General features: G+C 61.1%; 21 protein-coding genes, 1 tRNA gene and 1 CRISPR repeat array. Of the genes, 9 read left to right on the top strand and 13 right to left on the bottom strand.

Annotated features, from left to right (window positions below):
* Positions 1-38: 38 nt before the first annotated feature.
* A CRISPR array of direct repeats spans positions 39-1,147; the repeat unit is 28 nt; unit sequence GTTCGCTGCCGCACAGGCAGCTCAGAAA.
* A 160-nt stretch (positions 1,148-1,307) separates the two neighbouring features.
* Positions 1,308-3,401, top strand: a complete 2,094-nt coding sequence (locus VF285_RS09740; protein ID WP_346952428.1) for a prolyl oligopeptidase family serine peptidase — start codon at positions 1,308-1,310, stop codon at positions 3,399-3,401.
* Positions 3,402-3,428: 27 nt separating this feature from the next.
* Here VF285_RS09740 and VF285_RS09745 read toward each other — a convergent pair whose 3' ends face one another.
* Both VF285_RS09745 and VF285_RS09750 read right to left on the bottom strand, forming a co-directional pair.
* Positions 3,429-4,754, bottom strand: a complete 1,326-nt coding sequence (locus tag VF285_RS09745) for an MFS transporter (protein WP_346952429.1) — start codon at positions 4,752-4,754, stop codon at positions 3,429-3,431.
* A complete protein-coding gene (locus VF285_RS09750) occupies positions 4,745-6,808 on the bottom strand; it encodes a TonB-dependent siderophore receptor (RefSeq protein WP_346952430.1) in 2,064 nt (687 codons plus the stop codon). The genes VF285_RS09745 and VF285_RS09750 overlap by 10 nt, the downstream gene beginning before the upstream one ends.
* A gap of 505 nt (positions 6,809-7,313) precedes the next feature.
* Here VF285_RS09750 and VF285_RS09755 point away from each other — a divergent pair.
* Positions 7,314-8,162 (top strand): mechanosensitive ion channel family protein, encoded by an 849-nt coding sequence (locus tag VF285_RS09755; protein ID WP_346952431.1) that lies wholly within the window; start codon positions 7,314-7,316, stop codon positions 8,160-8,162.
* A gap of 51 nt (positions 8,163-8,213) precedes the next feature.
* On the opposite strand, the gene cysE is transcribed toward VF285_RS09755, so the two are convergent.
* Together cysE and VF285_RS09765 are read right to left on the bottom strand one after the other, a co-directional pair.
* Positions 8,214-9,140: a serine O-acetyltransferase gene (gene cysE / locus VF285_RS09760; protein WP_346952432.1), complete on the bottom strand. Its 927-nt coding sequence runs from the start codon at positions 9,138-9,140 to the stop codon at positions 8,214-8,216.
* A gap of 14 nt (positions 9,141-9,154) precedes the next feature.
* Positions 9,155-9,982 carry an RNA methyltransferase gene (locus VF285_RS09765; RefSeq protein WP_346952433.1) on the bottom strand — a complete coding sequence of 276 codons (828 nt, stop codon included), beginning with the start codon at positions 9,980-9,982 and terminating at the stop codon, positions 9,155-9,157.
* Positions 9,983-10,022: 40 nt separating this feature from the next.
* On the opposite strand from VF285_RS09765, the gene VF285_RS09770 reads away from it, so the two are divergent.
* A complete protein-coding gene (locus tag VF285_RS09770) occupies positions 10,023-10,805 on the top strand; it encodes an inositol monophosphatase family protein (protein WP_346952434.1) in 783 nt (260 codons plus the stop codon).
* 12 nt (positions 10,806-10,817) lie between these two features.
* Positions 10,818-12,383, top strand: coding sequence for a TerC family protein (locus VF285_RS09775; protein WP_346952435.1), 1,566 nt, complete (start codon positions 10,818-10,820; stop codon positions 12,381-12,383).
* A 221-nt stretch (positions 12,384-12,604) separates the two neighbouring features.
* Here the strand turns inward: VF285_RS09775 and VF285_RS09780 are convergent.
* From VF285_RS09780 to cysS, 6 genes are all read right to left on the bottom strand, one after another.
* Positions 12,605-12,697: transfer RNA gene (locus tag VF285_RS09780), tRNA-Ser, on the bottom strand.
* Positions 12,698-12,765: 68 nt separating this feature from the next.
* Positions 12,766-14,031 carry an aspartate kinase gene (locus VF285_RS09785; protein WP_346952436.1) on the bottom strand — a complete coding sequence of 422 codons (1,266 nt, stop codon included), beginning with the start codon at positions 14,029-14,031 and terminating at the stop codon, positions 12,766-12,768.
* 77 nt (positions 14,032-14,108) lie between these two features.
* On the bottom strand, positions 14,109-15,185 hold the full coding sequence (gene tilS / locus VF285_RS09790; protein WP_346952437.1) for a tRNA lysidine(34) synthetase TilS: 1,077 nt from the start codon (positions 15,183-15,185) through the stop codon (positions 14,109-14,111).
* The gene (locus VF285_RS09795) at positions 15,160-16,122 is read right to left on the bottom strand and encodes an acetyl-CoA carboxylase carboxyltransferase subunit alpha (RefSeq protein ID WP_346952438.1); all 963 of its coding nucleotides are present in this window, start codon (positions 16,120-16,122) and stop codon (positions 15,160-15,162) included. Before VF285_RS09795 ends, tilS begins: the two co-directional genes overlap by 26 nt.
* Positions 16,123-16,147: 25 nt before the next feature.
* Positions 16,148-16,801: a DNA-3-methyladenine glycosylase 2 family protein gene (locus VF285_RS09800; RefSeq protein ID WP_346952439.1), complete on the bottom strand. Its 654-nt coding sequence runs from the start codon at positions 16,799-16,801 to the stop codon at positions 16,148-16,150.
* Between the two features lie 2 nt (positions 16,802-16,803).
* Entirely contained in the window at positions 16,804-18,255 is a 1,452-nt protein-coding gene (gene cysS / locus VF285_RS09805) for a cysteine--tRNA ligase (protein ID WP_346952440.1), read from the bottom strand.
* Between the two features lie 128 nt (positions 18,256-18,383).
* Here cysS and VF285_RS09810 point away from each other — a divergent pair, with 128 nt between their 5' ends.
* From VF285_RS09810 to VF285_RS09820, 3 genes are all read left to right on the top strand, one after another.
* A complete protein-coding gene (locus VF285_RS09810) occupies positions 18,384-19,085 on the top strand; it encodes a hypothetical protein (RefSeq protein WP_346952441.1) in 702 nt (233 codons plus the stop codon).
* A gap of 151 nt (positions 19,086-19,236) precedes the next feature.
* On the top strand, positions 19,237-19,746 hold the full coding sequence (locus VF285_RS09815; RefSeq protein ID WP_346952488.1) for a peptidylprolyl isomerase: 510 nt from the start codon (positions 19,237-19,239) through the stop codon (positions 19,744-19,746).
* A complete protein-coding gene (locus VF285_RS09820) occupies positions 19,739-20,536 on the top strand; it encodes a UDP-2,3-diacylglucosamine diphosphatase (RefSeq protein WP_346952442.1) in 798 nt (265 codons plus the stop codon). Before VF285_RS09815 ends, VF285_RS09820 begins: the two co-directional genes overlap by 8 nt.
* Here VF285_RS09820 and VF285_RS09825 read toward each other — a convergent pair.
* Positions 20,509-21,186 (bottom strand): PAS domain S-box protein, encoded by a 678-nt coding sequence (locus VF285_RS09825; RefSeq protein WP_346952443.1) that lies wholly within the window; start codon positions 21,184-21,186, stop codon positions 20,509-20,511. The two genes, VF285_RS09820 and VF285_RS09825, sit on opposite strands and share 28 nt — an antisense overlap.
* Positions 21,187-21,353: 167 nt before the next feature.
* Between VF285_RS09825 and VF285_RS09830 the strand changes: the two genes are divergently transcribed.
* Complete coding sequence (locus VF285_RS09830) at positions 21,354-21,551, top strand: hypothetical protein (RefSeq protein ID WP_346952444.1); 198 nt, start codon at positions 21,354-21,356, stop codon at positions 21,549-21,551.
* A gap of 247 nt (positions 21,552-21,798) precedes the next feature.
* A complete protein-coding gene (locus tag VF285_RS09835; protein ID WP_346952445.1) occupies positions 21,799-23,709 on the top strand; it encodes an AMP-binding protein in 1,911 nt (636 codons plus the stop codon).
* A 7-nt stretch (positions 23,710-23,716) separates the two neighbouring features.
* Here VF285_RS09835 and hppD read toward each other — a convergent pair whose 3' ends face one another.
* Together hppD and VF285_RS09845 are read right to left on the bottom strand one after the other, a co-directional pair.
* Positions 23,717-24,805 (bottom strand): 4-hydroxyphenylpyruvate dioxygenase, encoded by a 1,089-nt coding sequence (hppD, locus tag VF285_RS09840; protein ID WP_346952446.1) that lies wholly within the window; start codon positions 24,803-24,805, stop codon positions 23,717-23,719.
* Between the two features lie 73 nt (positions 24,806-24,878).
* On the bottom strand, positions 24,879-25,952 hold the full coding sequence (locus tag VF285_RS09845) for a permease (protein WP_346952447.1): 1,074 nt from the start codon (positions 25,950-25,952) through the stop codon (positions 24,879-24,881).
* Between the last annotated feature and the right edge of the window lie 73 nt (positions 25,953-26,025).

Genomic DNA, 26,025 nt, shown 5'->3' on the forward strand with positions numbered 1-26,025 from the left:
CAGAAATTCTTCATCGTGGCTTCACGCATGGCTTTTCTGTTCGCTGCCGCACAGGCAGCTCAGAAATTCGCATACGGCGCCCAGGTGATGCAGGAACAGTTCGCTGCCGCACAGGCAGCTCAGAAAACTCATCCGCGAGAGGCTGGTCGATCTGGGGGGTTCGCTGCCGCACAGGCAGCTCAGAAACGGAAAAAATGACTACGAAGACTAAAAGCACCGTTCGCTGCCGCACAGGCAGCTCAGAAAGCAGGCAGCACCGTGAGCATTTGCGGGCCAACGTTCGCTGCCGCACAGGCAGCTCAGAAAGTGTGCGTCCCGAGGTCCAGCCCCAGGACGTTGTTCGCTGCCGCACAGGCAGCTCAGAAAATTCGGAAAGACCGGATGCGGGTAAAAAAATATGTTCGCTGCCGCACAGGCAGCTCAGAAAATAGACGTCGCTGGCCGATGCGCTGCTGTGCCGTTCGCTGCCGCACAGGCAGCTCAGAAAGTTACTAGGACCTACCTGCAGGGCTCGGAACTGTTCGCTGCCGCACAGGCAGCTCAGAAATTCCTGACTGCCGAGTGCCCACCAATTTCATGGTTCGCTGCCGCACAGGCAGCTCAGAAATCCATCGCCCACAGCCGCCTAGAGCGGCTTTTGTTCGCTGCCGCACAGGCAGCTCAGAAACTATGCAAATAATTATGCAATTCTGCATTGACGTTCGCTGCCGCACAGGCAGCTCAGAAATACGACAAGGAAACCTCTGTGCCTGGTCGCATGTTCGCTGCCGCACAGGCAGCTCAGAAAGTCGAGATCGAGGTGATTGTGACGTCAATCACGTTCGCTGCCGCACAGGCAGCTCAGAAATCCACAGTAGGTGAGCCATTTGCCTACTGGAAGTTCGCTGCCGCACAGGCAGCTCAGAAAGTGCCACAACTTGCGAGACGCGCTGCTGTAATGTTCGCTGCCGCACAGGCAGCTCAGAAATCCGCATGCACCACACGCGCCGCCGCCACTGTGTTCGCTGCCGCACAGGCAGCTCAGAAAAAGATGACAGCGGCTACACGGGTCGCCATCGGGTTCGCTGCCGCACAGGCAGCTCAGAAATGAAAGGAATGCAGGAGGCACAGCTACCGGTCGTTCGCTGCCGCACAGGCAGCTCAGAAGATCAGACATGACGCTGGTAATGCCCCCATGTGGATAAAACGAGCATGACCTGCCCTCCTGAATACCTCGGTAGGCTATCATTGTGCAAATAAGATTTATTCTCGTTTGCATTATTCGTGGCCTTTCCGTGGCCTCTCACCCCTGAGCTGTCTCATCCTGTATGACTTCGTCCAAGAGCAAGTCCCGATGGCCTGACGTGCGCCCTCCCGTGGCGCCAAGACTGAATATCACAATCCGGCAGTTGGGCCGAGAGCGTACTGACCCCTATGCCTGGATGAAATTCATCCCGCAATCCGGAACCCGGACGCTTGGAGGTCTTCCGGTACTGCTGCGGGAACACCTTGAGGCTGAAATGCAGTACGCACAGAAACTGCTGCAGCCTCTTGGACCAGTGGCAGAACGGTTTCGGAGAAACATGTCTGAGAAGGCATTGGTCGCCAGCGAGCCGGACAGGCCGGCGACTCAAGGCTGGCACTACGGTTCAAGTCTCTCGGCAGGTCTCGCGCGCCGTGTCTTTTACCGTAGCAGGTCCGACGGAGATCGGCAGGTGCTCGTCGACGAGGCAGCTCGGGCGGAGGGCTGCCCGTACTATCGGGCTACGGGCCATCAGGCGAGTCCGGACGATCGCTATTTTGCCTGGGCGGAAGACGTGATCGGCAACGACCGCCATCGCATTTGCGTGCTGGACATGGACACGGGGCTCGTGCGCACGGTGGTTGCCGCCGATGCCTTCGGCTATGGTGCTTTTGCGTTTGCACCCTCGTCGACTCAGCTTTTCTGGATATGGCGCGATGAGCATAGCCGCCCGACTCGCGTATATCGGGTCCCGGCTGAAGGGGGCGAATCGATGCTTGTGTACGAAGAGCAGGACCCCGCAATCTTCATGAGCCTCGAGCGGACCGCGGCAGGAGGCTATGTGGTGTTGACCCTGTCGGGTTCCGGTGTCAGTGAGGTCCGCCTGATTGCAGCAGGGGCCGAAACGCAAGCCCCGATCCTGGTCCGGAAGCGAGAGCCTGGGGTCCTGTATCGCGTGGTCGAGTGGAATCGGGCTTTGTGGATGCTCGTGCACTCTGGCGAGTCCATGGACGGCAAAGTGGTTCGCCTGGAATCAGATACGTTTTCCATCTGCGAAGAGCTCGTGGCCCATCGGCCCGGTTGCTTCATCATGGGCCTATGGGCGTTTGCCAGGGCGTTGGTGCGTCTGGAGCGTGTCGGCGGCCAGCCGCGCCTGGTGCTGGTCCATGCCGATCGACGGGAGTCGGTGCTGGTTTTTGATGATCCGGCATACTGCCTGGAACTCCCGCCCTTGCAGCCCTACCAGGCAGAACAGGTGCGCATTGTGCATCAGACGCCGGCCAATCCGCCGTGCTGGGTGGATGTTGACCTTGCCAGCGGGCAGCATCGAAGGGTCTGGCAGTCAAAATTTGCAGGCTTCGATTCGGCCCGTTATCGGGTCGAACGCATCCATGCACAGGCGTCAGACGGGGAAAAAGTGCCCATCACGGTGCTCTCACGCGCGGATGCGCAAGGGCCCCGGCCCGTGCTGCTGACCGGCTATGGAGCATACGGCATTGCAACCGAACCGCGCTTCTCGTTGCCGGTGACGGCATTGGTCGACGCGGGGTTTTGCTATGCCATCGCGCATGTTCGAGGTGGGTCTGAAAAGGGCAGGCGCTGGTATCAGGATGGCTGCCGCCATCAAAAGCGCAACTCGATGACAGACTTCGTTGCCTGTGCCCGCCACCTTCTGCGGATCGGCTACGCGGCGCCCGGGAAAATCGTTGCGCACGGGATTTCGGCAGGGGGATTGCTGGTGTGTGGGGCCATGAATCTCGAGCCCGAGCTTTGGGCGGGCGTCATTGCGCAGGTGCCTTTCGTCGATATGCTCAATACGATGAGCGATGTGAACCACCCTCTGGTGCCGCTATTTCGTCCTGATTGGGGGGACCCGCTTTCAGACCCCCAGGACTACGATGCCATGGCCGCGATTTCGCCGTACGAGAATGTGGCTCGGGCTGCGTACCCGCCGATCCTGTGCACGGCGGGTCTGAAAGATGATCGCGTCCCCTATTGGGAGCCCGCCAAGCTGCTCGCGAATATTCGTCACCGCAGCACGGCTGCACAGCCGTCGGTCCTGTTGCTGGACCTGGATAGTGGCCATCAGAGGACGGATGACCGCGGCGGTGAATTCGCCCAGGCGGCCTTGTTGTGGGCCTTCGCCTGCCGGTGTGTGGGTGTGTCCGTTCCTGGCTGAACGCACCTGCCTTAGGGGGCTCGCCGCCTACTGTCGATCGATGTGTCCTCTGGTCCTGAGTGCCAGCGCGCATGAGCCTGTGGCACAGAGTGCTGAAATCACGAGCCCGGAGGCTGCGACGGTCGTGATGGCCTTCAGCAGGTGGCCATCGAGAAGCCAGTCCGACACCATTCCGGCCACCAACGGGCCGGAGGCACTGAATAACGAGACGACGAAGCTCCAGAGGGCGAAGCAGCGGGCGCGTACCCGGGTCGTCGTCAGGTCCTGGAGCAGGGTAGGGACAAGAGCGTTGGCCGTGCAGGTCGTGAACAAGAAGATCCCTGCCACAACGAAGGCCTGATTGAGTGCCCGAACCGAAAGAAGCGACAGGAGTACCGGGATCGATGCCAGCACGGCGACTGCCATGATCAGGGGCCTTGCAGCCCGTCCCACGCGCGGAGTCAGCCAGTGATCCAGCAGCCCTGCGACTGGCAGACAGCCTACGCTCGAGATGAGGACGATGATGCCCATGGCGGGGCCGATCTCGCTTGCGCCGGCATGAAACTGCCGCTCCAGGGCCAGCGTGATCAATTGACTGGTGGCCTGTACTGACGTCAGCAGGAACCCTGCGGCTCCGGCAAACAGGCTGATGGTGCGCCAATGATGGGCAAGAAACGGGCCCAGGGAGGTGTCTGCATTGGCTGTTGCCGCGCCGACGTGCCGGACGGGGTCCGCCGTGAAAGCGCCTAGCGCAAGGAGTGGAATGCCAGCCAGTGCAAGCAGCAGGAAGCCTGCACGCCATGCTTCCGTACCCCATGCGAACAGCAGGTTTGCGGCGGACAGGATGGCACCACTGAAGTAGAAGCCACTGCTTGCTCCGGCTGCCATCAGGGCCGCAAAGCTCAAGTTCGCCGCAACTCGATACCGTTCCGAGGCCAGATCCGGAATCATGGAGTACACCAGCGGAACCATCGCGAACTCTGTGATTCCGGCCGCAGAACGGCCCAGGAAAAAGAGGGGGAAATTCGGGGCAAAGGCGCTCAGTGCCATCATGAGCGACGAGGCGGCGATCAGGCACAGCAGGACGCGTTTGCGTGAAAACCGGTCGGCATAGCGGGCAAGCGGGATGGCCAGCGCGCTCCCGATCAGGACTCCAGCCAGGCCTTGCAGTGCTCCGAGCGCGGCGTCTCCGACCCCGAAGCTCTTTTGGATGGCGGACAGCACGACCGCCTGCAGCCCCATGTCCCCAAGCTGCAGGCCTGCACCGATGCCGAGAAATGCGATCGTGAAACCCCCCCGCATGGTCCACGCGACGGAGGCGCCGCCGGCGTCGTTCACAGTGCCGGCTTCGTCGACTGCGAGCGTCAGTGCCATTGGTACTGGAGCTGCATGTCGAGAGTCCTGCCGCTGCCGTAGTAGCAGTAAAAGTCGCAGGCACTCACATAGGTCCTGTTCGTCACGTTGCGAGCGTTCACCTGCACGGCCCAGTTGCGGTCGATCTCGTAGCGGGCCATGAGATCCAGCAGGGTGTAGCTTGGGATGATGTCGCCAGGAGCGTACTGTTGATCTTCTGTCGAGCCGTTGTAGCGTACGCCGGCAGAAACGGTCAGCCCTTTGCCGTGAGGCACTTTGAGTCGCTGGGACACGAGCAGGCTGGCCTGGTTTCGGGGGATGAGCGGGGTGCGGATGGTCCGGTTGTCCGAGATGTCCTGGCGCGAATGGTTGTACGTGTAGGTCGCCTTCATCTTGGCTCCAGCCCAAAGCCTGAAGTCTCCTTGCAGTTCTATCCCTTGGTTCGCCCGATGTCCGCTTTGCGTCTGGATATTGGATGCGTTGGAGATCAGGGCGTTTTTCTCTTCGACCTGGAAGTGCGCGATCGTGACGGTGCCGTTGAGCCAGTCCGGATCGAACTTGATGCCGAATTCTGTCTGCTTGCCCTCATAGGGTTTGTAGGTATTTCCGGCGGCGTCGACCCCTGCAATGGGCTGGAAGGACTCGGAGTAGCTGATGTAGGGCGAAGCGCCGTAATCACTGATGTACATGGCCCCGAGATTGAGGCTGTTGTGGCTCACGTCGTAGCCGGCATCCGCCCTGTTGATCGCCCCGTCATTGCTCGCGTGGTCGTTGCGGATGCCTGCGTTGAAGTTCCAGTGCGAGCCGACTTTCACCTGGGTGGACGCATATAACCCAAGTTGTCGGGAGCTCAGGTCGTAGGGCGTTGACGTCACCGGGAAGGGGACGCCGTAGATGGGCGAGAACATGTCGAGGTTTGGCGCAGCGCCGAAGCCGTTGTTCTGGCCGGATGTCCGTGATTTCAAATAGTCCATGCCGACCGTGGGCAGGATCCTGACGTGTTGTCCCAGGCGGATGTTGCCCGTGATGCGGTTGTCGATGTAGTTGTTGTTGGTCGCGCCTTGTGTGTAGGTGTAGCCCCGCAGCAGCTCGCGGTTTCCATCAGAGCCGTAGGCGAATACGTTTTGCTGATCGAGGGCCAGGTGCGAATACTTGTAATTCTGCGTGTAGGTCCAGTCCGGAGTGAGCTTGTAGGTAAAGAGCCACCCGGCAGTCGTCTGCGTGCGTCCGAGGTAGTCGAACCCGGGTTCGCCTGCATTGAGGTGAGGGTCTATCGTGCCGTAGCGCGTGCCGAGCAGGGTACCGTAGGCCGGCAGGAAACCGTTGGTGGGGCGCCCCTCGTCACGCTGAATGCTGGTGAGCAGGGTCAGTGAGGCTCGGTCCGTGAAGTCGAAGGTGACGCTGGGTGCGAAGTAGTAGTTCTTCGTGTAGGTACTGTCCTGCATGCCGTCTTCGCGACGTGCCTGGGCCACGATCCGGTAATACACATTGCCTTCTTCGTTGGCAATGTCGTTGTAGTCAAGACTCAAGCCCGTACGATTGCGGCTGCCGACGTCGGCATTCATTTGCAGGGACCGGTCTTTGTGGGGACGTTTGGTCACCAGATTCACTCCGCCGCCCGCCTGAGAGGCGCCAAACACCAGGGAGTTCGGCCCTTTCAGGACCTCGACGGACTCGAGCCCGAATGCTTCCGGCTTCCAGACAAAGTATCCGTTGGGAGTCGTGGGCGTGCCGTCGATCGAGACTGACGCGTCGAAGCCGCGGATCTTGAACCAGTCCACCTTGTTGTCCGGTCCGAATGGCTCGCTCAGAACCCCCGCTTGGTATTGCAGCGCCTGATCGAGTTTCGTCGCACCCATTGCCTCGATGTCCTGGTCGCTGATCGTGGTGCTGGAATTCGGAGCGAGGAAGTTGAGTCCCGACAGATCGTTGACGGTTCCCACGACGGTGACCGTACCGAGCTGCTGGACTGCGTCCGAATTGTCTTTGGGTGTTGTGCTGGCTGCGGGGGTGGTCGACTCACTCGTCGAAGAGGCCTGCGTGACATTCTGAGCCTGGGCGTGCAGGGGAGTCATTGCAATGCAGCTCGTGGCGACTGCGGCTGCAAGTGAGCCAGGAGAGTGGGCGAGTATCCGCATGATTTCGTGGTTATAGGTTGACGGGAGCCAAAGTTTAAACGCGAATCATTCTTAGTACAAATCAAGTTATTGGATTTTTTCCGAAAAGAGCGTGGCGCACGCGATATGCAGTGCGATCCGCATTCGCCCTCAAGGAGTGGGTGGCGGACTTGGACGTTGATTGCCCACCCTGTCTAACTGTTTGTCGTGCAAGCACAATCGGCGACAGTGCTCAGTTTGTCCATGGGTTTGTCCACAGGCAGGGTGGATAACGTGGCCGACGGATCAGTGCTCCAGCCGATGGGAACCCTTGATCATTTTGTCTTCACCTTGAGTAAGTCTCTGAATGAAAAGTGGAAATCGGCCTAATCAAATACTTGTCCATGGGGTTTTCCACAGTTCGATGGGATAAGGTGAAGCCGGCGGTAGAATCTGTCGCACGTCAATTCTCGTGAGTAATCTCATGGATCAAATACACGCCTTTTGGGCCTCCTTGCCCGACATGAGTGGCATGGCCGTCAATCTGATGGTGACGCTGGCCATCCTGATCATCGGGTGGGTCGTGTCGGATGTGCTGGGCAGTTGGGTGCGCCGTCTGACGCGGCATTCGTCACGGATTGATCCGACCATTGTGCCCATCGTACGCAGCGTCACGATCTGGGCTGTGCGCATCGTGGTGTTGCTGGCTGTCCTGGCTCGGTTGGGCGTGCAGACCGCCAGTCTGGTTGCCATGTTGGGGGCCTCTGCTTTGGCCATTGGCCTGGCCTTGCAAGGGACCTTGCAGAACTTCGCAGCCGGCATCATGCTGCTCGTATTGCGGCCGGTCCGGGCAGGCGAGTACGTGGCGGTGGGTGACAAGGGCGAAGGGACGGTCGATGAAATCGGCCTGTTCATGACGCGGTTCATCCAGAGCAACGGCATCCACCTCTTGCTGCCTAATACGCTGGTGTGGGGCAGCCCTGTGATCAATTACAGCCGCAACAAGACGCGTCGGCTGGATATGCTGCTGGGCGTGCATTACGACGATGATCTGGAATCCGCCCTGTCAGCCTTGCAGAATCTCATCGACCATCATGAGCAGGTGCTGGCCGACCCCGCGCCTCAGGCCATGGTCATGGAATACCGGGACAGCACGGTCATGGTGAACATTCGTCTGTGGACGATGTCAGCTGATTATTGGACGGTGTATTTCGACCTTCGCCGCCGTGCGCCGCAGGTATTGCGCGCAGCCGGACTACGGTCTCCGATCCCGTTGCGCGAGGTGCGCACTGTGGGAGCGGCTGCAGCCCCTGCAGCCAAAGAGTCTGCCTGAAAGGATGGTGCCTGAAGGGCCGCTCACCGAGCTGTCTGTTTTTCAGGTGCCTTATTCCACCATCCGGTTCAGCCGGTCGGCATCGAGTGGCTGCCGGCCGTTTTCAATGCGCTGGCCCAGTTCTTCCATGGCCTGACACAGGCGATGGATCTGGTCGTCTTGCTCGGCGGTGTGGTTGATCAGTTCGTGCAAGGCCTTCACCAGGGGGTCGTCGTCACCGCGGCCCACCCCGTAAGGGGCAAATTCTTCATTCGGTGCCCCGGTTTCGTCCGAAGCGCTGGCGGTATTCCGACCGCTTTGCAGCAGGTCTTTGAGCGGTTGGGCGGACCACGATGACGTTGTGGCGTCAGGACCGCATAGGGGCCCTGGGCCTCCGGGTTGCCAGGCAGGTTGTGGTGTGTTGGCTGTTTCGTCTGTCTTGGCCGCCGGTGCGTGTTCGGTGGCTGGGGCGGCGCGATCTTCGTGGTGCAAAATGACGCGAGCCGGGTTCCCGACGGCTGTCGCCCCGGCGGGCACGGGTTTGATGACCACCGCGTTTGATCCCACGCGAGCGTGGGCTCCCACGGTGAAGCCACCCAGGATCTGTGCCCCGGCCCCCACTACGACGCCTTCTTCCAGCGTGGGGTGGCGCTTGGTTCCCTTGTAGAGCTTGGTCCCGCCCAGAGTGACACCCTGGTAGATGGTGCAATCGTTGCCCACTTCGGCGGTTTCGCCAATCACCACGCCAAAGCCGTGGTCGATGAACACCCGCCGCCCGATGTGCGCGCCCGGGTGGATTTCGATGCCGGTGAGCAGGCGTCCGATGTGCGACGTGAATCGCCCCGCCCAGTGCCAACCTTGGACCCATAGGGCATGCGCCATGCGATGGATGATGATGGCGTGCAGTCCCGGGTAACAGGTGAGGATTTCGATGCGGCTGCGCGCTGCTGGGTCGCGCTCCAGGATGCAGGCGATGTCTTCTCGAAGTTGCTTGAACATGAATGGCGCTTGCTTTACTCGTTGTGGAGGGTACGGCCTTTGGCCGCATGGATCATGGCGGTGCACACCCCCCGCATCATGTCGACTTCGTCGACGCTCAGACGGTTGCGAATCCACATCTGGCGCATGCGGGGGACAAGCTTTTTGGGATGCAGCGGGTCCAGAAAGCCAATGGCGACCAATGCGTCTTCGAGGTGATCCAGCATGGCCTGCACGCGCTCGCCGTTGGCAGGATCGGTGCCAGGATCATGGTGCAGCGCGTGGGTATCAGGCATCCGGGCTTCTCCCGTCAGGGGCAGCAATGCATAGCGCATTTCCCAGGCGGCCAGTTGCAGGGCCTGTGACACGTTCAGCGAACTATAAACGGGATTGGCCGGGATGTGGCAGACCTGCTGGCACAGCGTGATGTCTTCGTTGGAAAGTCCCGAGCGTTCGGTGCCCAGAACCATGGCGATTTCGCCCCGAGGTTGGTCGATCAGGTGGGTCGCCGACTGGACGGCGGCTTCGCGAATGTCGCAGGGAGGTGGGCCGATGGCGCGTGCGCGCGCCGTGAGCGCGAACGCCAGGGTCACCGACCCCAGGGCTTCGGCGAGGCTCGCATGGATATGGGCTTGTTCCAGGACATCGCCCGCGCCGCTGGCCAAGGCATGGGCGTCGGGGTTCTGGAGTACGTCCGGGTCGTGCGGAGCCACCAGGTGCAAGGAGCCAAATCCCATAGTCTTGATGGCCCGCGCCGCAGAACCCACGTTGCCCGGGTGGCTTGGGCTGACCATGATGAAGCGCACCCGCGCGAAGGGATCTGTGCTGTTTGAGGCGGATTCTGAGGAATGGGACAGAGTCATTTAAAATACCGAGTTGATTACCCGTGATCTTTGGAAATTTATGCATCCGATGCTTAACACCGCCATCAAGGCGGCGCGCCGCGCTGGCGCCATCATCAACCGTGCCAGTCTGGACCTCGAGCGCCTGAACGTCGCCCGAAAAGGCCCCAAAGACTATGTGACGGAAGTCGACCGCGCTGCAGAAGAAGCCATCATCGACATTTTACGCACAGCCTATCCGGAACACGGCTTTCTGGGCGAAGAATCCGGCGCGCACGAAGCAGGGGGCGCACATCCTGAACCCGAGTTCCAGTGGGTGATCGATCCCCTGGATGGCACCACGAATTTCATTCATGGGTTTGCACACTACGCAGTCTCGATCGCCCTCATGCACAAGGGACTGGCTGCGCACGCGGTCGTCTACGATCCCACCCGCAACGAGATGTTCACGGCAAGCCGTGGCAGTGGGGCGTTTCTGAACGATCGACGGGTGCGGGTGTCTTCAGCCACGCGCTACACCGATTCACTGCTCGCGTCCCACATTCCTCAATCGACAGCGTTGCCCGTCACCTCGCCGTTCGTCCCCTTGATGGCCGATTGCGCGGCTGCGCGTCGCACGGGTTCTACGGTGCTCGATCTGGCCTGGGTGGCTTGCGGCCGGCTCGATGGCTTTTGCGGCGTGGGCCTCAAGCCCTGGGATATGGCCGCAGGGGGACTTCTGGCGCTCGAGGCGGGTGGCCTGGTGGCCGATTTCCACGGTGAGCAAGGCTGGATGGATTCTGGCAACGTGCTGGCAGCGGGTCCCAAGCTTTTTGCCCAGATGCTGTCCCGCCTGCAGAACTGACGGGGTCGATCTATGGAGTGGTTGCTGGATCCGGCAGCCTGGGTGGGTTTATTCACCCTGATTGTCCTCGAGATCGTTCTCGGCATCGACAATCTGGTTTTCGTCGCCATTCTGGTCGACAAGCTCCCCCCCAAAGAGCGTGACCACGCTCGGGTGGTGGGCCTGAGCCTGGCGCTGCTCATGCGGCTGCTGTTGCTCACCATCATGTCGCATCTGGTCAAGTTCACGGCCCCTTTGCTGGACCTGGGTCCATTCGCATTCTCGGGCCGGGACCTGATCCTGATCGGAGGCGGGTTCTTCCTGCTGTTCAAGGGCACCTTCGAGCTGCATGACAGGCTCGAGGGACGCACGCAGCATGCCACGGGGTCACGCCTGCACGCTGGATTCTGGGTCATCGTCACCCAGATCGTCATTCTGGATGCCGTGTTCTCCATCGACTCCGTCATCACCGCAGTCGGGATGGTGGATCACCTGGCCATCATGATGGCTGCGGTGACGATTGCGATGGCCATCATGCTGGTGGCATCCAAGCCTCTGACCACATTCGTGAACGCGCACCAGACGGTGGTCATCCTCTGCCTGGGGTTCCTGCTCACGATCGGCTTTTCTCTCTTGGCCGAGGGCTTCAGCTTCCCGGTGCCCAAGGGATACCTGTACGCAGCCATTGGCTTCTCGGTGTTGATCGAAGCCTTGAATCAGTGGGCCAAGCGCAATGTGCGCCGGGCAGAAATGCGCAGACCATTGCGTGAGCGCACGGCCGAAGCGGTATTGCTCATGCTGGGGCGCAAGCCGCTGATGGGGCCCGAACCTGAAGGCGAGACCCAAACCCTCCGTCCGGAGGCTTTTGGCGACGAAGAGCGCAACATGGTCAGTGGAGTACTCACTCTCAGCGACCGCAACGTGCATTCGGTCATGACCCCGCGTACGGACGTGTCCTGGATCAATCTTGAATCACCGCCCGATGAATTGCGTGCGCAGATCATTCGTGAGCCCCACAGCTTCTTTCCTGTGTGCCGAGGTCGCTTGGACGAGGTCGTGGGCGTCGGCCGCGCCAAAGAATTGCTGTTGGATCTGATCGAGCATGGCAGCATTCGCGAGACGCGTCTGCGTGAGCCCATCATCGTGCATGAAACGATCCAGATTCTTCCCCTGATGGAAACGCTCAAGCGTTCACACGGGTTGCTGGTGATGGTGGCGGACGAATTCGGTTCAATCGTAGGGGTGGTGACGCCCATCGACATTTTCGAGGCCATCGCAGGCGAGTTCCCGGACGAGGACGAGGCGCCTGACATCATCGACCAGGGCAATGGCCGCTGGCGCGTGGATGGAGCCGCCGACCTCCATCATCTCGAGCAGATCCTGCACACTGAGGGCCTGGTGGACGAACACGAAGAATATTCCACCATTGCCGGTTACCTGCTGAGCCGCTTCGGCCGCCTGCCCGACGTAGGCGATCAGTGTGAACTCGTGCACGAGTACGGCGGCTTCCGCTTTACCGTCGCTGCCCTGGAAGGCCGCCGCATCGCCGCCGTGCAGATCGAGCAACTCGCCGAACCCGAAGCCGAGCAACTTGGATGATTCGGGACACAGGACAGTCCCCTGCGGACTGTCCTGCGCCAGAATCATCGGAGCCACCTGCAGGTGGCGAGGTGGGGTGAGCCTGCGCATACGAGGGCCCCTGCGGGCCCTCGTATGGCTGGCGAACCGGATTGATCTGCGGATCAATCCGTGGCGGCAGTTAGCCATCGGAGCGACCCATAAAAAAAAGCCCATGGGTCTCATGGGCTTCCTCAGATTGCTGGCGGAGACAGAGGGATTCGAACCCTCGATGCGGGTATAAGCCGCATGCTCCCTTAGCAGGGGAGTACCTTCAACCACTCGGCCATGTCTCCAGCAAGACGGGCATTCTAGCATAGAAAAACCGGCGTCCCGCGAGGCAGAAACGCCGGTTCGGGGTGGATCAGTTCTCTGGGTGGACGGAATCCTGATCGAGCTCGAAGGCCTTGTGCAGGGCCCGCACGGCAAGCTCCATGTACTTGTCATTGATCAGGACCGAAGTCTTGATCTCGGACGTGCTGATCATCAGGATGTTGATGCCTTCTTCAGCCAACGTACGGAACATCAGGCTGGCTACGCCCACATGGCTGCGCATCCCGATGCCGACGATCGAAACCTTGGCGACTTTGTCGTCTGACACCACGTCGCCAGCCCCTACGGTGGGGCCAATCTGGTTCTTGAGCAGATCCAGTGTGCGCACGAAATCGTTGCGATTCACCGTAAAGGAGAAGTCGGTCATGCCCTGCTGCGAGATGTTCTGCAGGATCATGTCCACGTCGATGTTGGCAGCGGCGACCGGCCCGAGGATCGAATAGGCAACGCCCGGAGTGTCTGGGACGTTGCGGAGAGTGACTTTGGCCTCGTCGCGGCTGAAGGCGATGCCCGAGACAACAGCGGTTTCCATTTTCTGGTCTTCCTCAAAGGTGATGAGCGTGCCGGAATGCATTTCCACGTCAACCGGGATCGTGGGATCGGTGAGGGACGACAGCACGCGTAGCGGTACCTGGTACTTGCCCGCGAATTCCACCGAACGGATCTGCAGGACCTTGGAGCCCAGAGACGCCATTTCGAGCATCTCTTCGAAAGAGATCACGTTCATTCGCCGTGCTTCGGGCACAACGCGGGGATCAGTGGTGTAGACACCATCGACGTCAGTGAAGATCAGGCATTCGTCCGCCTTCATTGCCGCCGCGACCGCCACTGCCGAGGTATCGGAACCGCCCCGGCCCAAGGTGGTGATATGGCCCTCGGGGTCCACTCCTTGAAAGCCCGTGACGATCACGACGCGGTCCGAGTCCAGATCGGCTCGGATGCGGGTGTCGTCGATCGACTGGATGCGTGCCTTCGTGTAGGCGCTGTCAGTCAGCACAGGCACCTGCCACCCTGTGTAGCTGCGCGCTGCCACGCCCTGGCGCATCAGCGCAATGGCCAACAAGGCGCTGCTTGCCTGTTCACCTGTGGCGGCCAGCATGTCGAGTTCGCGTAGATCGGGCTGTGGCGACAGTTCTTTGGCCAGGCCCAGCAGGCGATTGGTTTCACCAGACATGGCCGACGGGACGACGACGACCTGATGACCCGCTGCGTGCCACTTGGCGACGCGCCGAGCCACATTCTGGATGCGCTCGACGGACCCCATCGAGGTACCACCGTACTTCTGGACGATCAACATGACAAACCGATATGAGTAGAAGATTTCCTGGTGACATCCCGAAGGGAGCACGCCACCAAGGCTAAAAGCTAGTTATTCTACCTGTGTTTTTTTTGATGCGCGCCGTGTGCCTGGCCCGGCATCAACTTCACACGCCCCCTGTGGACCTCGATCTGGAATCCGTCGTGAGGCAGGCGTACGTCCCGGTCATGTCCCAGTGCATGTACGCCCCTGAGCTGGCGCAGCCAATCACTCAACCGCGCCTCCGAAGGCATGCGCAGGCCCTGGCATTGCAGCCAATACCGCAGGACGGGAGCCTGGTGCGACTCAGAGAGACGCCGCCAGGCCGCCAGGGAGAATTCGCAGCCATCGGCAGAAGGCTCCAGATCCGCCCAGTCCTGTTGTGCGGATTCTTTGAGCCACGCGGATAGCTCGGCGGCCTGTCGCGCGTGGCGCGCGAGCGTCTGCCGCCAGGCGGGCCAGTGCGCATCCAGTACCGGGGCCAGCTCGGCGCGAACCACTCCACGCGCATACTGCGTGCTCGTATTGCTGGGATCGTCCACAGGGTGCCAGCCCGTTGCTTCGGAAAACTGCTCGGCGCAAGCCAATATCTTTGCGCGGGGCTGCGTCAGCCACGGTCTGTGATAGTGCAAGCCGTCTCGGAATGCAACAGGCTCCATGGCTGCTAGTGCCAGAGGGCCGGCGCCTCGCAACAGGCGTAACAACACCGTTTCGGCCTGATCGTTCTGGTGGTGTGCCAGCAAGATGTGGCGCACACCCGCTTTGCGAGCCAGGTCCGCCAGTGCAGCATAACGAGCTGCGCGGGCGGCCGCCTCGACACCGCGTCCGGCGATATCCACGTGCACCCGGCGGCTGTGGCACGAAGCCCCAAGCAGGCTGGCGAGTGCGTGCGCCTGCGCTTGCCACGCGTCTGCGTGGACGCAAAGGCCATGATGGATGTGGAAACAGTGCAAGGCGCGCTCTTGCTCGTGCGCGACGCACGCGGCATGCAGAGCCAGCGTGGCCGAGTCAGGCCCCGCGCTCAGGCCCACACCGACTGCACACCCGGAGGGGACATCCGCCAGAGAGGCACGCACCGCTTCCAGAAGGGCCGCGTCGCACTGGCTTGCCCATGGGCTTGCCTCCAGATCAGTGAGCTTCCGTGTATCGCCCATACGCTGCGATGCGTGCCTGGCGACGATTCAGCAGTTCGTCGGCGTCCAGCCCGGAAAGCTCGCGCAGCGCATCGGCCAAGGCCCTGTGGAGCTGGCGGGCCATGGTGCCCGGGTCGCGGTGGGCTCCGCCCACTGGCTCGTTGATCACGCGATCGACCAGGCCCAGCTCTTTCAGTCGTGGCGCCGTGATCGCAAGCGCTTCGGCTGCCGTTGCGGCCTTGTCGGCACTGCGCCACAGGATGGAGGCGCATCCTTCTGGGGAGATGACGGAATAGGTGGAGTACTGCAGCATCATGACCGTATCGCCGACTGCGATGGCGAGCGCCCCGCCCGATCCGCCTTCGCCGATGATGGTGGTGATGATGGGAACCCGTAGACCCGCCATGGCATACAGATTGTGGCCAATGGCCTCGGATTGACCGCGTTCTTCGGCGCCGACCCCAGGGTAGGCTCCGGGGGTATCGACGAAGGTGAAGACCGGCAGCTGGAATTTCTCGGCCAGCTTCATCAGCCGCAGCGCCTTGCGATATCCCTCGGGAAGCGGCATGCCAAAGTTGCGCAGCGCCCGCTCTTTGGTGTCGCGCCCCTTCTGGTGGCCAATCACCATGCAGGGTGACCCGTTAAAGCGCGCCAGGCCTCCGATGATGGACTGATCATCGGCATACATGCGGTCGCCATGCAGTTCGTGAAAATCGCTGAACACCGCCTGCACGTAATCCAGTGTATAGGGACGCTGCGGATGTCGCGCCACCTGGGCTGTCTGCCAGGGGGTGAGCTTGGCGTAGATGCTCTTGGCCAGCGACTGACTCTTTTGCTGCAGCCGTCCGACTTCTTCGGAGATGTCGACGGCCGAGTCGGCTTGCACGAAGCGCAGTTCTTCGATCTTTTGATCGAGTTCCGCCAAGGGTTGTTCGAATTCTAGAAAGGTATTTCGCATGGGTACGGGGTATCCGGTGGAAAATTCAATATTCGACGGCGGCAGCGTCCATGCTGCGCCACAAATACCAGCTGGCTACGGTGCGCCAGGGAGCCCAGGCCTGAGAGACCTCGCGCGCCTCGAATCGCGAGACCGGCTCGCCGCTGAAATAATGGTGAGAGATTGCCTTGAGCAGGGTCGTGTCGTCCAGCGGCAGGACATCGGGCCTGCCCAGGAAGAAAATCAGGAACATTTCAGCGGTCCAGCGCCCTACGCCACGAATCTCACAGAGCTGCGACACGATGGCCGCGTTTTCCTGATTGTGCCACCACGATGGCTCCAGTCGGCCTGGCTCGCCGAAAAACACGACGGCATCGTGCAGGTACTGTGCCTTGCGCAACGAAAGCCCCAAGGCCCTGAGCTCGGCTTCAGAAAATTGCCCAATGCAATCAGGGTGCATGTCATTGCCGCAGGCCTGCACCAGCCGGGCCCAGAGCGCGCGCCCCAGCTTGAGCGAGATCTGTTGCCCGACGATGATGCGGATGAGCGTCTGAAATGGCCCGTGGCGCGCCTGCATGGCCTCGTGTCCGTACACCGGGATGAGCCGGCGCATGATGCGGTCGCGCTGGACGAGATAATCACAGGCCTGTTGCCAGTAGTCAGGGCACAAAAGGACTTGTTCGGAGCGTTGTGCGTCCATGATCAGACCCGCCGCCACTGGGTGGAACCGCCTGGAACATCGGCAAGTTCGATGCCCTGTGCTTTGAGCTGATCGCGGATCTGGTCGGCGCGGGCAAAGTCGCGCGCCGCCTTTGCCTGGGTACGCTCGGCGACCAGGGTGTCAACGGCCTGTGCCGTCAGGGTGCTGGCATCGCAGCCTTTGGCTCCTGCCAGGAACCGCGTCGGTGACTGCAGGTAGACCGTTGGATCGGACTGCAACAGGCCCAAGGTGCCTCCGAGGGCCCGCAGCAGGCCGCTTGCCTGGCTGCTGGACTCGCGGTTGGCCTGGCCTGCGAGATCAAAGAGTACGGCCACGGCCCCTGCCGTGTTGAAGTCGTCGTCCATGGCGGCACGAAATGCCTGCGCAGCCGGATGCGCCCAATCGATCGTGACCGAGTCAGGGGCGATGCTCGCCAGCGTCTGGTAGAGCCGGTCGAGCGCGTGCTGCGCGTCCTGCAGGTTGTCGGGGGTGTAGTTCTGCACGCTGCGGTAGTGGCTGCGAACCAAAAAAAATCGCAACATCTCGGCTTCACGCGGATTGGCCGAGTAGTCAGCCTGCGCGTCGTCGGCGGCTTTGCCTCCCACCGTATCGCGGATGCGGCGAAAATTACCCAGCGACTTGGACATTTTTTCGGCGTCTACCATCATGGGGCCGCAATGCATCCAGGTGGTCGCCAGGGTACCGCCAAAGGCACCCTCGCTTTGCGCGATCTCGTTTTCGTGGTGAGGGAACTTGAGGTCAGGCCCCCCGCCATGGATGTCCAGGGGCAAGCCCAACAGGTTGCGGCTCATGGCCGAGCATTCGATGTGCCAGCCGGGGCGTCCCGGCCCGTAAGGAGAATCCCAACGGGTATCGGCGGGTTCTTCGGGTTTGGCGGACTTCCAGAGCACGAAATCGAGCGGGTCTTGCTTGCCCGCCGATACCGCTACGCGCTCACCCGCACGGAGATCGTCGAGTGATTTGCCCGACAACTTGCCATACCCCGGAAATTTGCGCACGGAGAAATTGACGTCGCCATCATCCCCCTGATAGGCCAGGCCCTTGGATTGCAGAACCGCAATGATGTCCAGCATGCCTGCCACGTGCTCCGTCGCGCGGGGCTCTGCGTCCGGAGGCTGAACCCCCAGGGCACGTTCGTCGGCGTGCATGGCGTCGATGAAGAACGACGTGAGCGCACGGATCGGCACACCCCGTTCGACGGCACGACGGATGATCTTGTCGTCGATGTCGGTGATGTTGCGCACATACTGCACCTGGTAGCCGGACGCCCGCAGCCAGCGCTGCACGACGTCGAAGCTCACCAGCATGCGTGCATGTCCAAGGTGGCAGAAGTCATACACCGTCATGCCGCAGACATACATGCGCACTACACCCGGCCGCACCGTTTCGAGGGGAGATTTTTGGCGGGTGAGAGTGTTGTAGACGTGGAGCATGCGGTTTTTAAGGGTGCAAATGACCCCGGGGCATCGCACACGTGCAGACACCATCGAGGATGTAAAATGGACTGCTCAGTATACTTCGCCACTGGGCTGAATCCAGAACTTCCTTTCATAGGCACGCCGTGAACCGCCTCTCGTTCATTCTGCTGACGCTGTGTTCGTGTCTGGCCGCTTCGCCGGCTCTGGCTGCGTCGCCTCAGGCTGCGTCCAACGCGGCTGATACCGGCCTGGTCTACGACGCCAAAACAGGTACTTTCACAGAACCGCTGGCGCCTCCGGGCGGCTGGCAGGCATTTGCGAATCTCCTCAAAAAGGCCACGCCCTCGGTCAACACCCAGTTGCCGCTCACCCCCGCTCAGGTTACGGCCCACATTGCAGGTCTCATCGACAGCGGGAAGCCCCAAGCAGCTCTGACGCTCATTCAGGAACGCACCGACGCTCGCAAGCAGTCCGGTGAAATCGGTACGGACGTGCAGCTGGAATACCAGCGCGGTCGGGCACTCGACGCATTGGGAGAGCACGATCAGGCGCTGGCCGTCTGGCAGCAGATGACGACCGACTTCCCCGAGCTTCCAGAGCCCTGGAATGCGCTCGCCATCGAATATGCGCGGCGCGGTTCATTACAACAGGCACAAGACGCGCTGCACATGGCGTTGGTGTCGGTCCCCAACTTTGCGCCGGCTCTCGAAAACCTTGGCCGGGTCCAGCTGGCGCTGGCGCAACAATCCTTCGCACGGGCCCGGGCTTCTGGCGGTTCTGCTGCAACTGCAGCACCTGTCGGACACCCCGCACGCGACACGCACGCCCAACCTGCGGCACAATAACGGTTTTCGCAGACGTACCACCATGTCCCACACGCCGATTTTCTCCCGCGTCCTGCTGGCCTGGATGCGTATCCTCACTCTGGGCTGCGTCGTCGCACTGACGGGCCACACTGCGGCGGCCGCCCCACTCAATCCTATTCAAGGCAAATCCATGAGCTCCCATCCCCAAGTCAAACTTCATACCAGCATGGGCGACATGCTCATCGAGCTGGACGCCGACAAAGCTCCCAAGACGGTGGAGAACTTCCTCACCTACGTGAAAGAAGGTTTCTACAACGGGACGATCTTTCACCGCGTGATCAACAACTTCATGATTCAAGGGGGCGGCTTCGAACCCGGCATGAAGCAGAAGCAGACCCATGCGCCGATCGAAAACGAGGCCAACAATGGCCTCAAGAACGACAAGTACACGCTCGCCATGGCGCGCACGGCCGACCCGCACTCCGCGACGGCACAGTTCTTCATCAACGTGGCCAACAACGATTTCTTGAACTTCACGGCTCCTACGTCCAATGGCTGGGGCTATGCGGTGTTCGGTCGTGTCATCGAAGGCACTGACGTCGTGGACGAAATCAAGAAGGTCAAGACCGGCAACAAGGGGTTCCACCAAGACGTGCCGGTCGAAGACGTGGTGATCGAAAGCGCTACGCTGGTTGAATAAGATCCCATTCCGGGGGGTCCTCTGGATCGCCTCGGACATCCACTTGGGCCCCGATGTGCCCAAGACGGCACAGGCCTTCTACGGGTTCCTGGCTCAGGCGTCTCAGAATGCAGACGCCTTGATTTTATGCGGTGACATCTTTGACACCTGGATTGGCGATGATCACGCGCTGCGGACGCCTCCGCCATGGTTGGACCACGCCTTGCAGGAGCTGTCGGCAGTAGCGCGGGCTATCCCCTTGTGGTTGGTGCGCGGCAATCGTGACTTCCTGATGGGCAACGCCCTGGCGCAAAGACTGGGCGCACGATTTCTGGAATCACCTACGCTGGTACAGACCGACGCCGGTGACATCCTTCTCGCCCATGGCGACGAGTATTGCACGCAGGACCTGGCGTATCAGCGATTCCGGCGCCTGGTCCATACACCATGGGTACAGCAGGTCTTCCTGAGTCTGCCCCTTGCGTGGCGCCGGGCAGTCGCCCGTTGGGCGCGCGCTCGCAGCAAGCAATCGCACCGAGGCAAGCCACTGTATGTGATGGACGTAACGCCATCGGCAGTGTCCGACGCTTTGCGTCGCGCGCGGTGCAAGTTGATGATCCATGGTCACACGCATCAACCGGCCGTCCACGAACAGACGGTCGGCGCAGAGATGACGTGGCGCTACGTGTTGCCCGACTGGGAATACGATCACGCGGCGCCTGTACGGGGCGGGTGGATTTCAGTGGAAGAGGGAAGGGTGCTCATGCATGCATGGGTGCCAGCCTACGGCAGCACTTCGGCTTCTTCGTAAAAACGGTAGCCAATGCCGCGCAGCGTCGCGACGGGCAGACGCAGCCCGCAGGCGCCCTCTACCTTGCGCCGCAGGCGGCGCATCTGAGTGTCGAGCCGACGAAGGTCATAGCCCAGGTAGTCTTGCCCCAGTGCTTCGACGATTTCTTTACGGCTCACCGGTTCGCACTTTGACGCCAGCGTGGTGAGCACGACGTAGTCCTGGCGCGAAAGCGGAATGGGGGCTGAGTCGGGAGGCGTCAGGCAGGGAGGTGAACCCGACAGACGCCAGCGGGAGGCTTCCGAGGGAGATTCTCCGCGTTTGATCTTGCGGCCCGTGATATCCCGGGCGACTGCAACCCGTATTTTTTCATCTTTGTACCAGCGGGCGGACCACATCAGGTAGACGACGCGTCCGTCCTTGCGCACATAGCGGTTTTCGAAGTCGTACTGCAGGTTGCCGTCCATGAGTTGCGAGACAGCGCCCAGCGTTTTTTTTCGGTCGGGCGGGTAGACCAGATCCAGCATCTGTCGCCCCACCAGCTCCTCGGGGGTGTAGCCGAATATCTGTTCACAGGCGCCCGTTACGGACAGGAAAACGCCGTTTTCGTCCACGACGCATACGGCGTCCAGGAGAAAGTTCGTCAGGTTCGAGTCGTGCGGCTGTGGCATGGGCGTGCTGCAATCACAAGCAGATTCGGGCGTACCGGACCCAGGCTGAGGGTGTTCAGGCCGTCTGCGTCACCTTCTGCTCAGATTTGCTCAGTTTTGGGTGCTCTCGATTTTCTTATACTTCTGGCGCGAGGACAACACTTATAAAAAAGGACGACTCACACACCATGATGACTGAATCCGAACGGACGCGCTACGCGCTGGCGCAGCAATTGCCTGATATGAATCACGGATTTCTGATTCATACGAGCCACGGCGATATCGACATCCTGGCCGAAGAGTCGGCTTCCGTCATCGAGGCGGTCAAGGACGTCCTGGAGCACCGGCTGTCCGCTCCGGTGGAGCGACGTCGGGCCTTGGCGTGAGCCTTGCAGAGGCGGAGGGCCGAGATGGCTCTCCGCCTCTGCAACATCTTCATTACCTCTCATCATTCTGACCTCCGGTCCCGGGTCCTGGATCGTTGTGCGCCGGTTGGCGGGCTTTGCCTGATCCCGTCGGGCACGGCGCCACGACGCCGCGTTTCAGCGGCAAGTTCATCGTGGGCGATGAGTTCGTGGTTCTATAATCGGCCGCAGAACTCAATATAAAAATCGCCCCAGGCGAGGAGACAGCATGAACAGTACCGTAGGCGAATACGCAAGGCGTTATGCAGCGGCGGCAGAAGACCCAGAAGGATTCTGGGCCCAGGCGGCTGAAGATATCCATTGGATCAAGCGCTGGGATCGGGTGATCGACGATTCGCACAAACCATCCTACCGTTGGTTCGCGGGCGGGGAGCTCAACACCTGCTACAACTGTGTGGATCGCCATGTGGACGAGGGCCGGGGCGATCAATGGGCGCTGATCTACGACAGCCCTCTGGCCGGCAAGGTTCGCAAGATCACGTTCAGGCAGTTGCGCGATGAAGTCGCCCTGTGCGCCGGGGCCTTGCGCGACCTGGGGGTAGGCAAGGGAGATACAGTCATCATTTACATGCCGATGATTGCCGAGGCTGCCATTGCGATGCTGGCCTGCGCACGGATCGGCGCAGTTCATTCCGTCGTGTTTGGGGGGTTTGCAGCCCCTGAACTCGCCAAACGGGTCGTCGATGCCAAACCCAAGATTGTGATGTCGGCCTCTTGTGGGCTCTTGCCCGGCAAGGCTGTGCCTTATAAGCCGCTGCTCGACGAAGCCTTGAAAATCGCGGGTGCCGAGCGTACCCCCTGCCTGATCTTGCAGCGGCCTGAGCTGGGCTGTGAGCTGGTGGCAGGGCGGGATCACGACTGGTCAGAAGCCGTGTCCAAGGCGGCCCCTGCCGATTGCGTTGCGCTGGCGGCCACAGACCCGCTCTACATTATCTATACCTCTGGCACCACAGGCATCCCCAAAGGGTGCGTGCGCGACAACGGGGGGCATGCCGTCGCGCTGAAGTGGTCCATGGGGTCTGTGTACGGCATGAAGCCGGGCGACGTGTATTGGGCTGCTTCCGACGTGGGCTGGGTCGTGGGGCATTCTTACATCGTCTACGGTCCTTTGTTGCAAGGCTGCACCACGATTTTGTATGAAGGCAAGCCCGTCGGTACGCCCGATGCGGGCGCGTTCTGGCGGGTCTGTGCCGAGCATGGCGTCAATGCGCTGTTTACGGCGCCCACGGCCTTTCGTGCGATCAAGAAGGAGGACCCACAGGGTAAGCTGGCCAAGGATTACGACCTTTCCAGGTTCAAGTATCTGTTTCTGGCGGGCGAGCGCAGCGTGCCGGACGACATCGAATACGCGACCCGCGTGCTGGGGGTGCCGGTGATCGACAACTGGTGGCAGACTGAATTGGGATGGCCAGCCATCAGCAACTGCGCCGGAATCGAGTTGCTCCCCGTGAAGCCGGGTTCGGCGACCAAGCCTGTGCCGGGTTATGACATTGATTTCTTCGACGACGCGGGCCATTCGCGGCCGGCGGGTGAGATTGGCAATCTGGTGATTCGGCTGCCCATGCCGCCGGGCACGTTCTATACGTTGTGGAACAACCAGAAGCGCTTCGAAGACAGTTACCTCACGCGCTATCCAGGCTACTACCTGTCGGGCGATGCGGGGTTGCGAGATGCGGACGGGTATTGTTCCGTCATGACGCGGATCGACGACATCATCAACGTGGCGGGCCATCGACTCTCGACCGGGCAGATGGAGCAGGTGCTGGCAGCGCATCCCGACGTGGCCGAAGGGGCCGTGGTGGGTGCTGCTGATCCGATCAAGGGGCAGGTGCCCGTCGGGCTTGTGGTGCTGAAGTCGGGCGTCACGCGTGCCGAATCCACTATTTGCGACGAACTCGTGGCCAGCATCCGCGATCAGATTGGTCCGGTGGCAAGCTTCAAGAGCGTGCGTGTGGTCAAGCGCCTGCCCAAGACCCGTTCGGGCAAAGTGTTGCGCGTGACCATTCGCACGATGGCCGATGGTACTGACATCAAGGTCCCGGCCACTATCGAAGACGATTCCGTTTTGCCCGAGATCGTCGAGGCGCTGACGCAACTGGGATACCCGCGCCGGCCGTAAACGAGCCTTATTCTGGGTCCGCGTTCAGGACACCGCGATTGATTTGGTCCCTTTCCAGGGATTCGAAGAGCGCCTTGAAGTTGCCTTCGCCAAATCCGTCGCGGTAGTTTCCTTTGCGCTCGATGAATTCAAAGAAGACTGGTCCCAGCAGCGGCTCCGAGAATATCTGCAGCAATAAGTGGGGGGCGCCTTCTTGGGTGGTGCCATCGAGCAGGATGCCGCGGGCCTGCAGTTCGCCCACGGGCTGTCCGTGCCCTGGCAGGCGCTTCTCAAGGTTCTGATAGTAAAAATCGTTGGGTGCGGACAGCAGCGGAATTCCTGCGAATTGCAGTTGATCGATGGCGTCGGGCAAATTGTCAGTGAGGAGTGCAATGTGCTGGATGCCTTCGCCGTTGAACTGCATCAGAAACTCTTCGATCTGGCCACCCCCCTGGCGCGCTTCCTCGTTGAGCGGGATGCGGATGAGGCCGTCTGGCGCGGTCATGGCCTTGGAGGTGAGGCCGGTGTACTCCCCCTGGATGTCGAAGTACCGGATCTCGCGAAAATTGAAGAGCTTCTCGTAGAAGCCGGCCCAGAAGCCCATGCGGCCGCGATACACGTTGTGGGTCAGGTGATCCACGACCTTGAAACCATGGCCTTTGGGGTGACGTGCCACCCCGGGCAACCAGTCAAAATCGATGTCGTAGATGGATTTGCCGTCTTCGAAGCGATCGATCAAGTAGAGGGGAGCCCCCCCGATCCCCTTGATGGCCGGCAGCCGCAGTTCCATCGGACCTGTGCGGATCTCGATGGGTTGCGCGCCCAGTTGCAGAGCTCGGTCGTAAGCCTGGTGGGCATCTTTGACTCTGAAGGCCATGCCGCAGGCTGCGGGCCCGTGTTCAGACGCGAAGTAGGCCGCCGGGCTTTTGGGCTCGCGGTTGATGATGAAGTTGATGTCGCCTTGGCGGTAGAGCGACACGTCTTTGGAGCGGTGCCGGGCCACTTCCGTGAAACCCAGCTTTTCGAACAGTGGTTCCAGGATTCCGGGGGTGGGTGAGGCGAATTCGACGAACTCGAAGCCCGCCAGGCCCATGGGGTTTTCAAAGAGATCAGCCATGATGAAAACTCGGGTTTTCGTTTGGATGATCCCATTGTATGGGGTGGTGAGGGCCGCGCGGCAGCCTTGCCCGTCAGAACCCCAGGGTGATGGCGGCGCCCGCTCCAAGCACGCCGATCACCACGACACCGACCATCAGGATCATCAGGTCCGCGTGCCGAAAAGAGCGTGCCACCATCGCAAGCGATGGCAGGCTGATGGGAGGGAGTGTGAACAGGAGTGCGGCAGCTGGGCCAGTAGCCATGCCGAGGGCGAGCAGTGCCTGAACGATGGGAACCTCGCCCGCCGTGGGGATGACGAAGAGCGTGCCCGCGATGGCAGCGCCCACGATCCAGAGCACGCTGTTGTTGGCCCCCATGTCCAGAGCAGGGAACAACCAGGCGCGGGCGGCTCCCAGTAACAGGACAAGTACCAGATATTCAGGCAGCAGGCGTAGGGCCATGGCCGAGAACGATCGTGCCCATCGCCGCAGGACGGACGTCGGATCTTGGGGGATACAGAAGCTCGGTTCCACAACCGTGACTGCTGCGGCCACCGGTTCGTGCGTGGTGGTGTGCGTGCGGTTCAGCAGCCAGCCCAGCCCCACTACCATCAGCAGGCCCAGCACCAGTCGCAACCCGACCCAATGCCATCCCAGTACGAAGCCCATGAAGACCAGCGTCGCGGGGTTGAACATGGTATTGCCCAGCCAGTAAGCGGCTGCGCTGCCAGGTGCTGCCTGGCATTCGCGCAAGCCCTTGACGACGGGTGCTGAGCAACAGGTGCACATCATGCTGGGAACCGACAGCAAGCTGCCGGCCAGCACGCTGCCGATGCCTGACCCGCCCAGCCAGCGTCGTATCCATTGTGCCGGTAGCAGCGCCTGGAGGCCTGAGCCCAGCAGCAGGCCCAGCAGCAGGGCTTTCCAGATGGCCAGGCCGTAGGTGATGGCATAGTCGATTGCGGCCCGAAGTGACGGCGCGGGAACCGAGCCATCCGTGCCGGTGAGAATGGATGAGCCGATCGAGTGGGTTTCGGCCGCAGTAAAGGCTCGGCTGTAATAGGGAGACCACTTGATATAGAAGAGACCCAGCAGTGTGATCAGCACAAAAATGGCAATTCCCCACGCAGGGTGCATCGCGTGGCGGGTGGAGTGAGTGGGTGTCATGAAAGCCAGAAAATGGGACAGCAAACCGCCGCCATCATAAACCACGGTGGTGTACAATCGCACCGCTTTGAAT

It is taken from the genome of Castellaniella sp. (assembly GCF_036379515.1).
GTDB lineage: Bacteria > Pseudomonadota > Gammaproteobacteria > Burkholderiales > Burkholderiaceae_B > Castellaniella.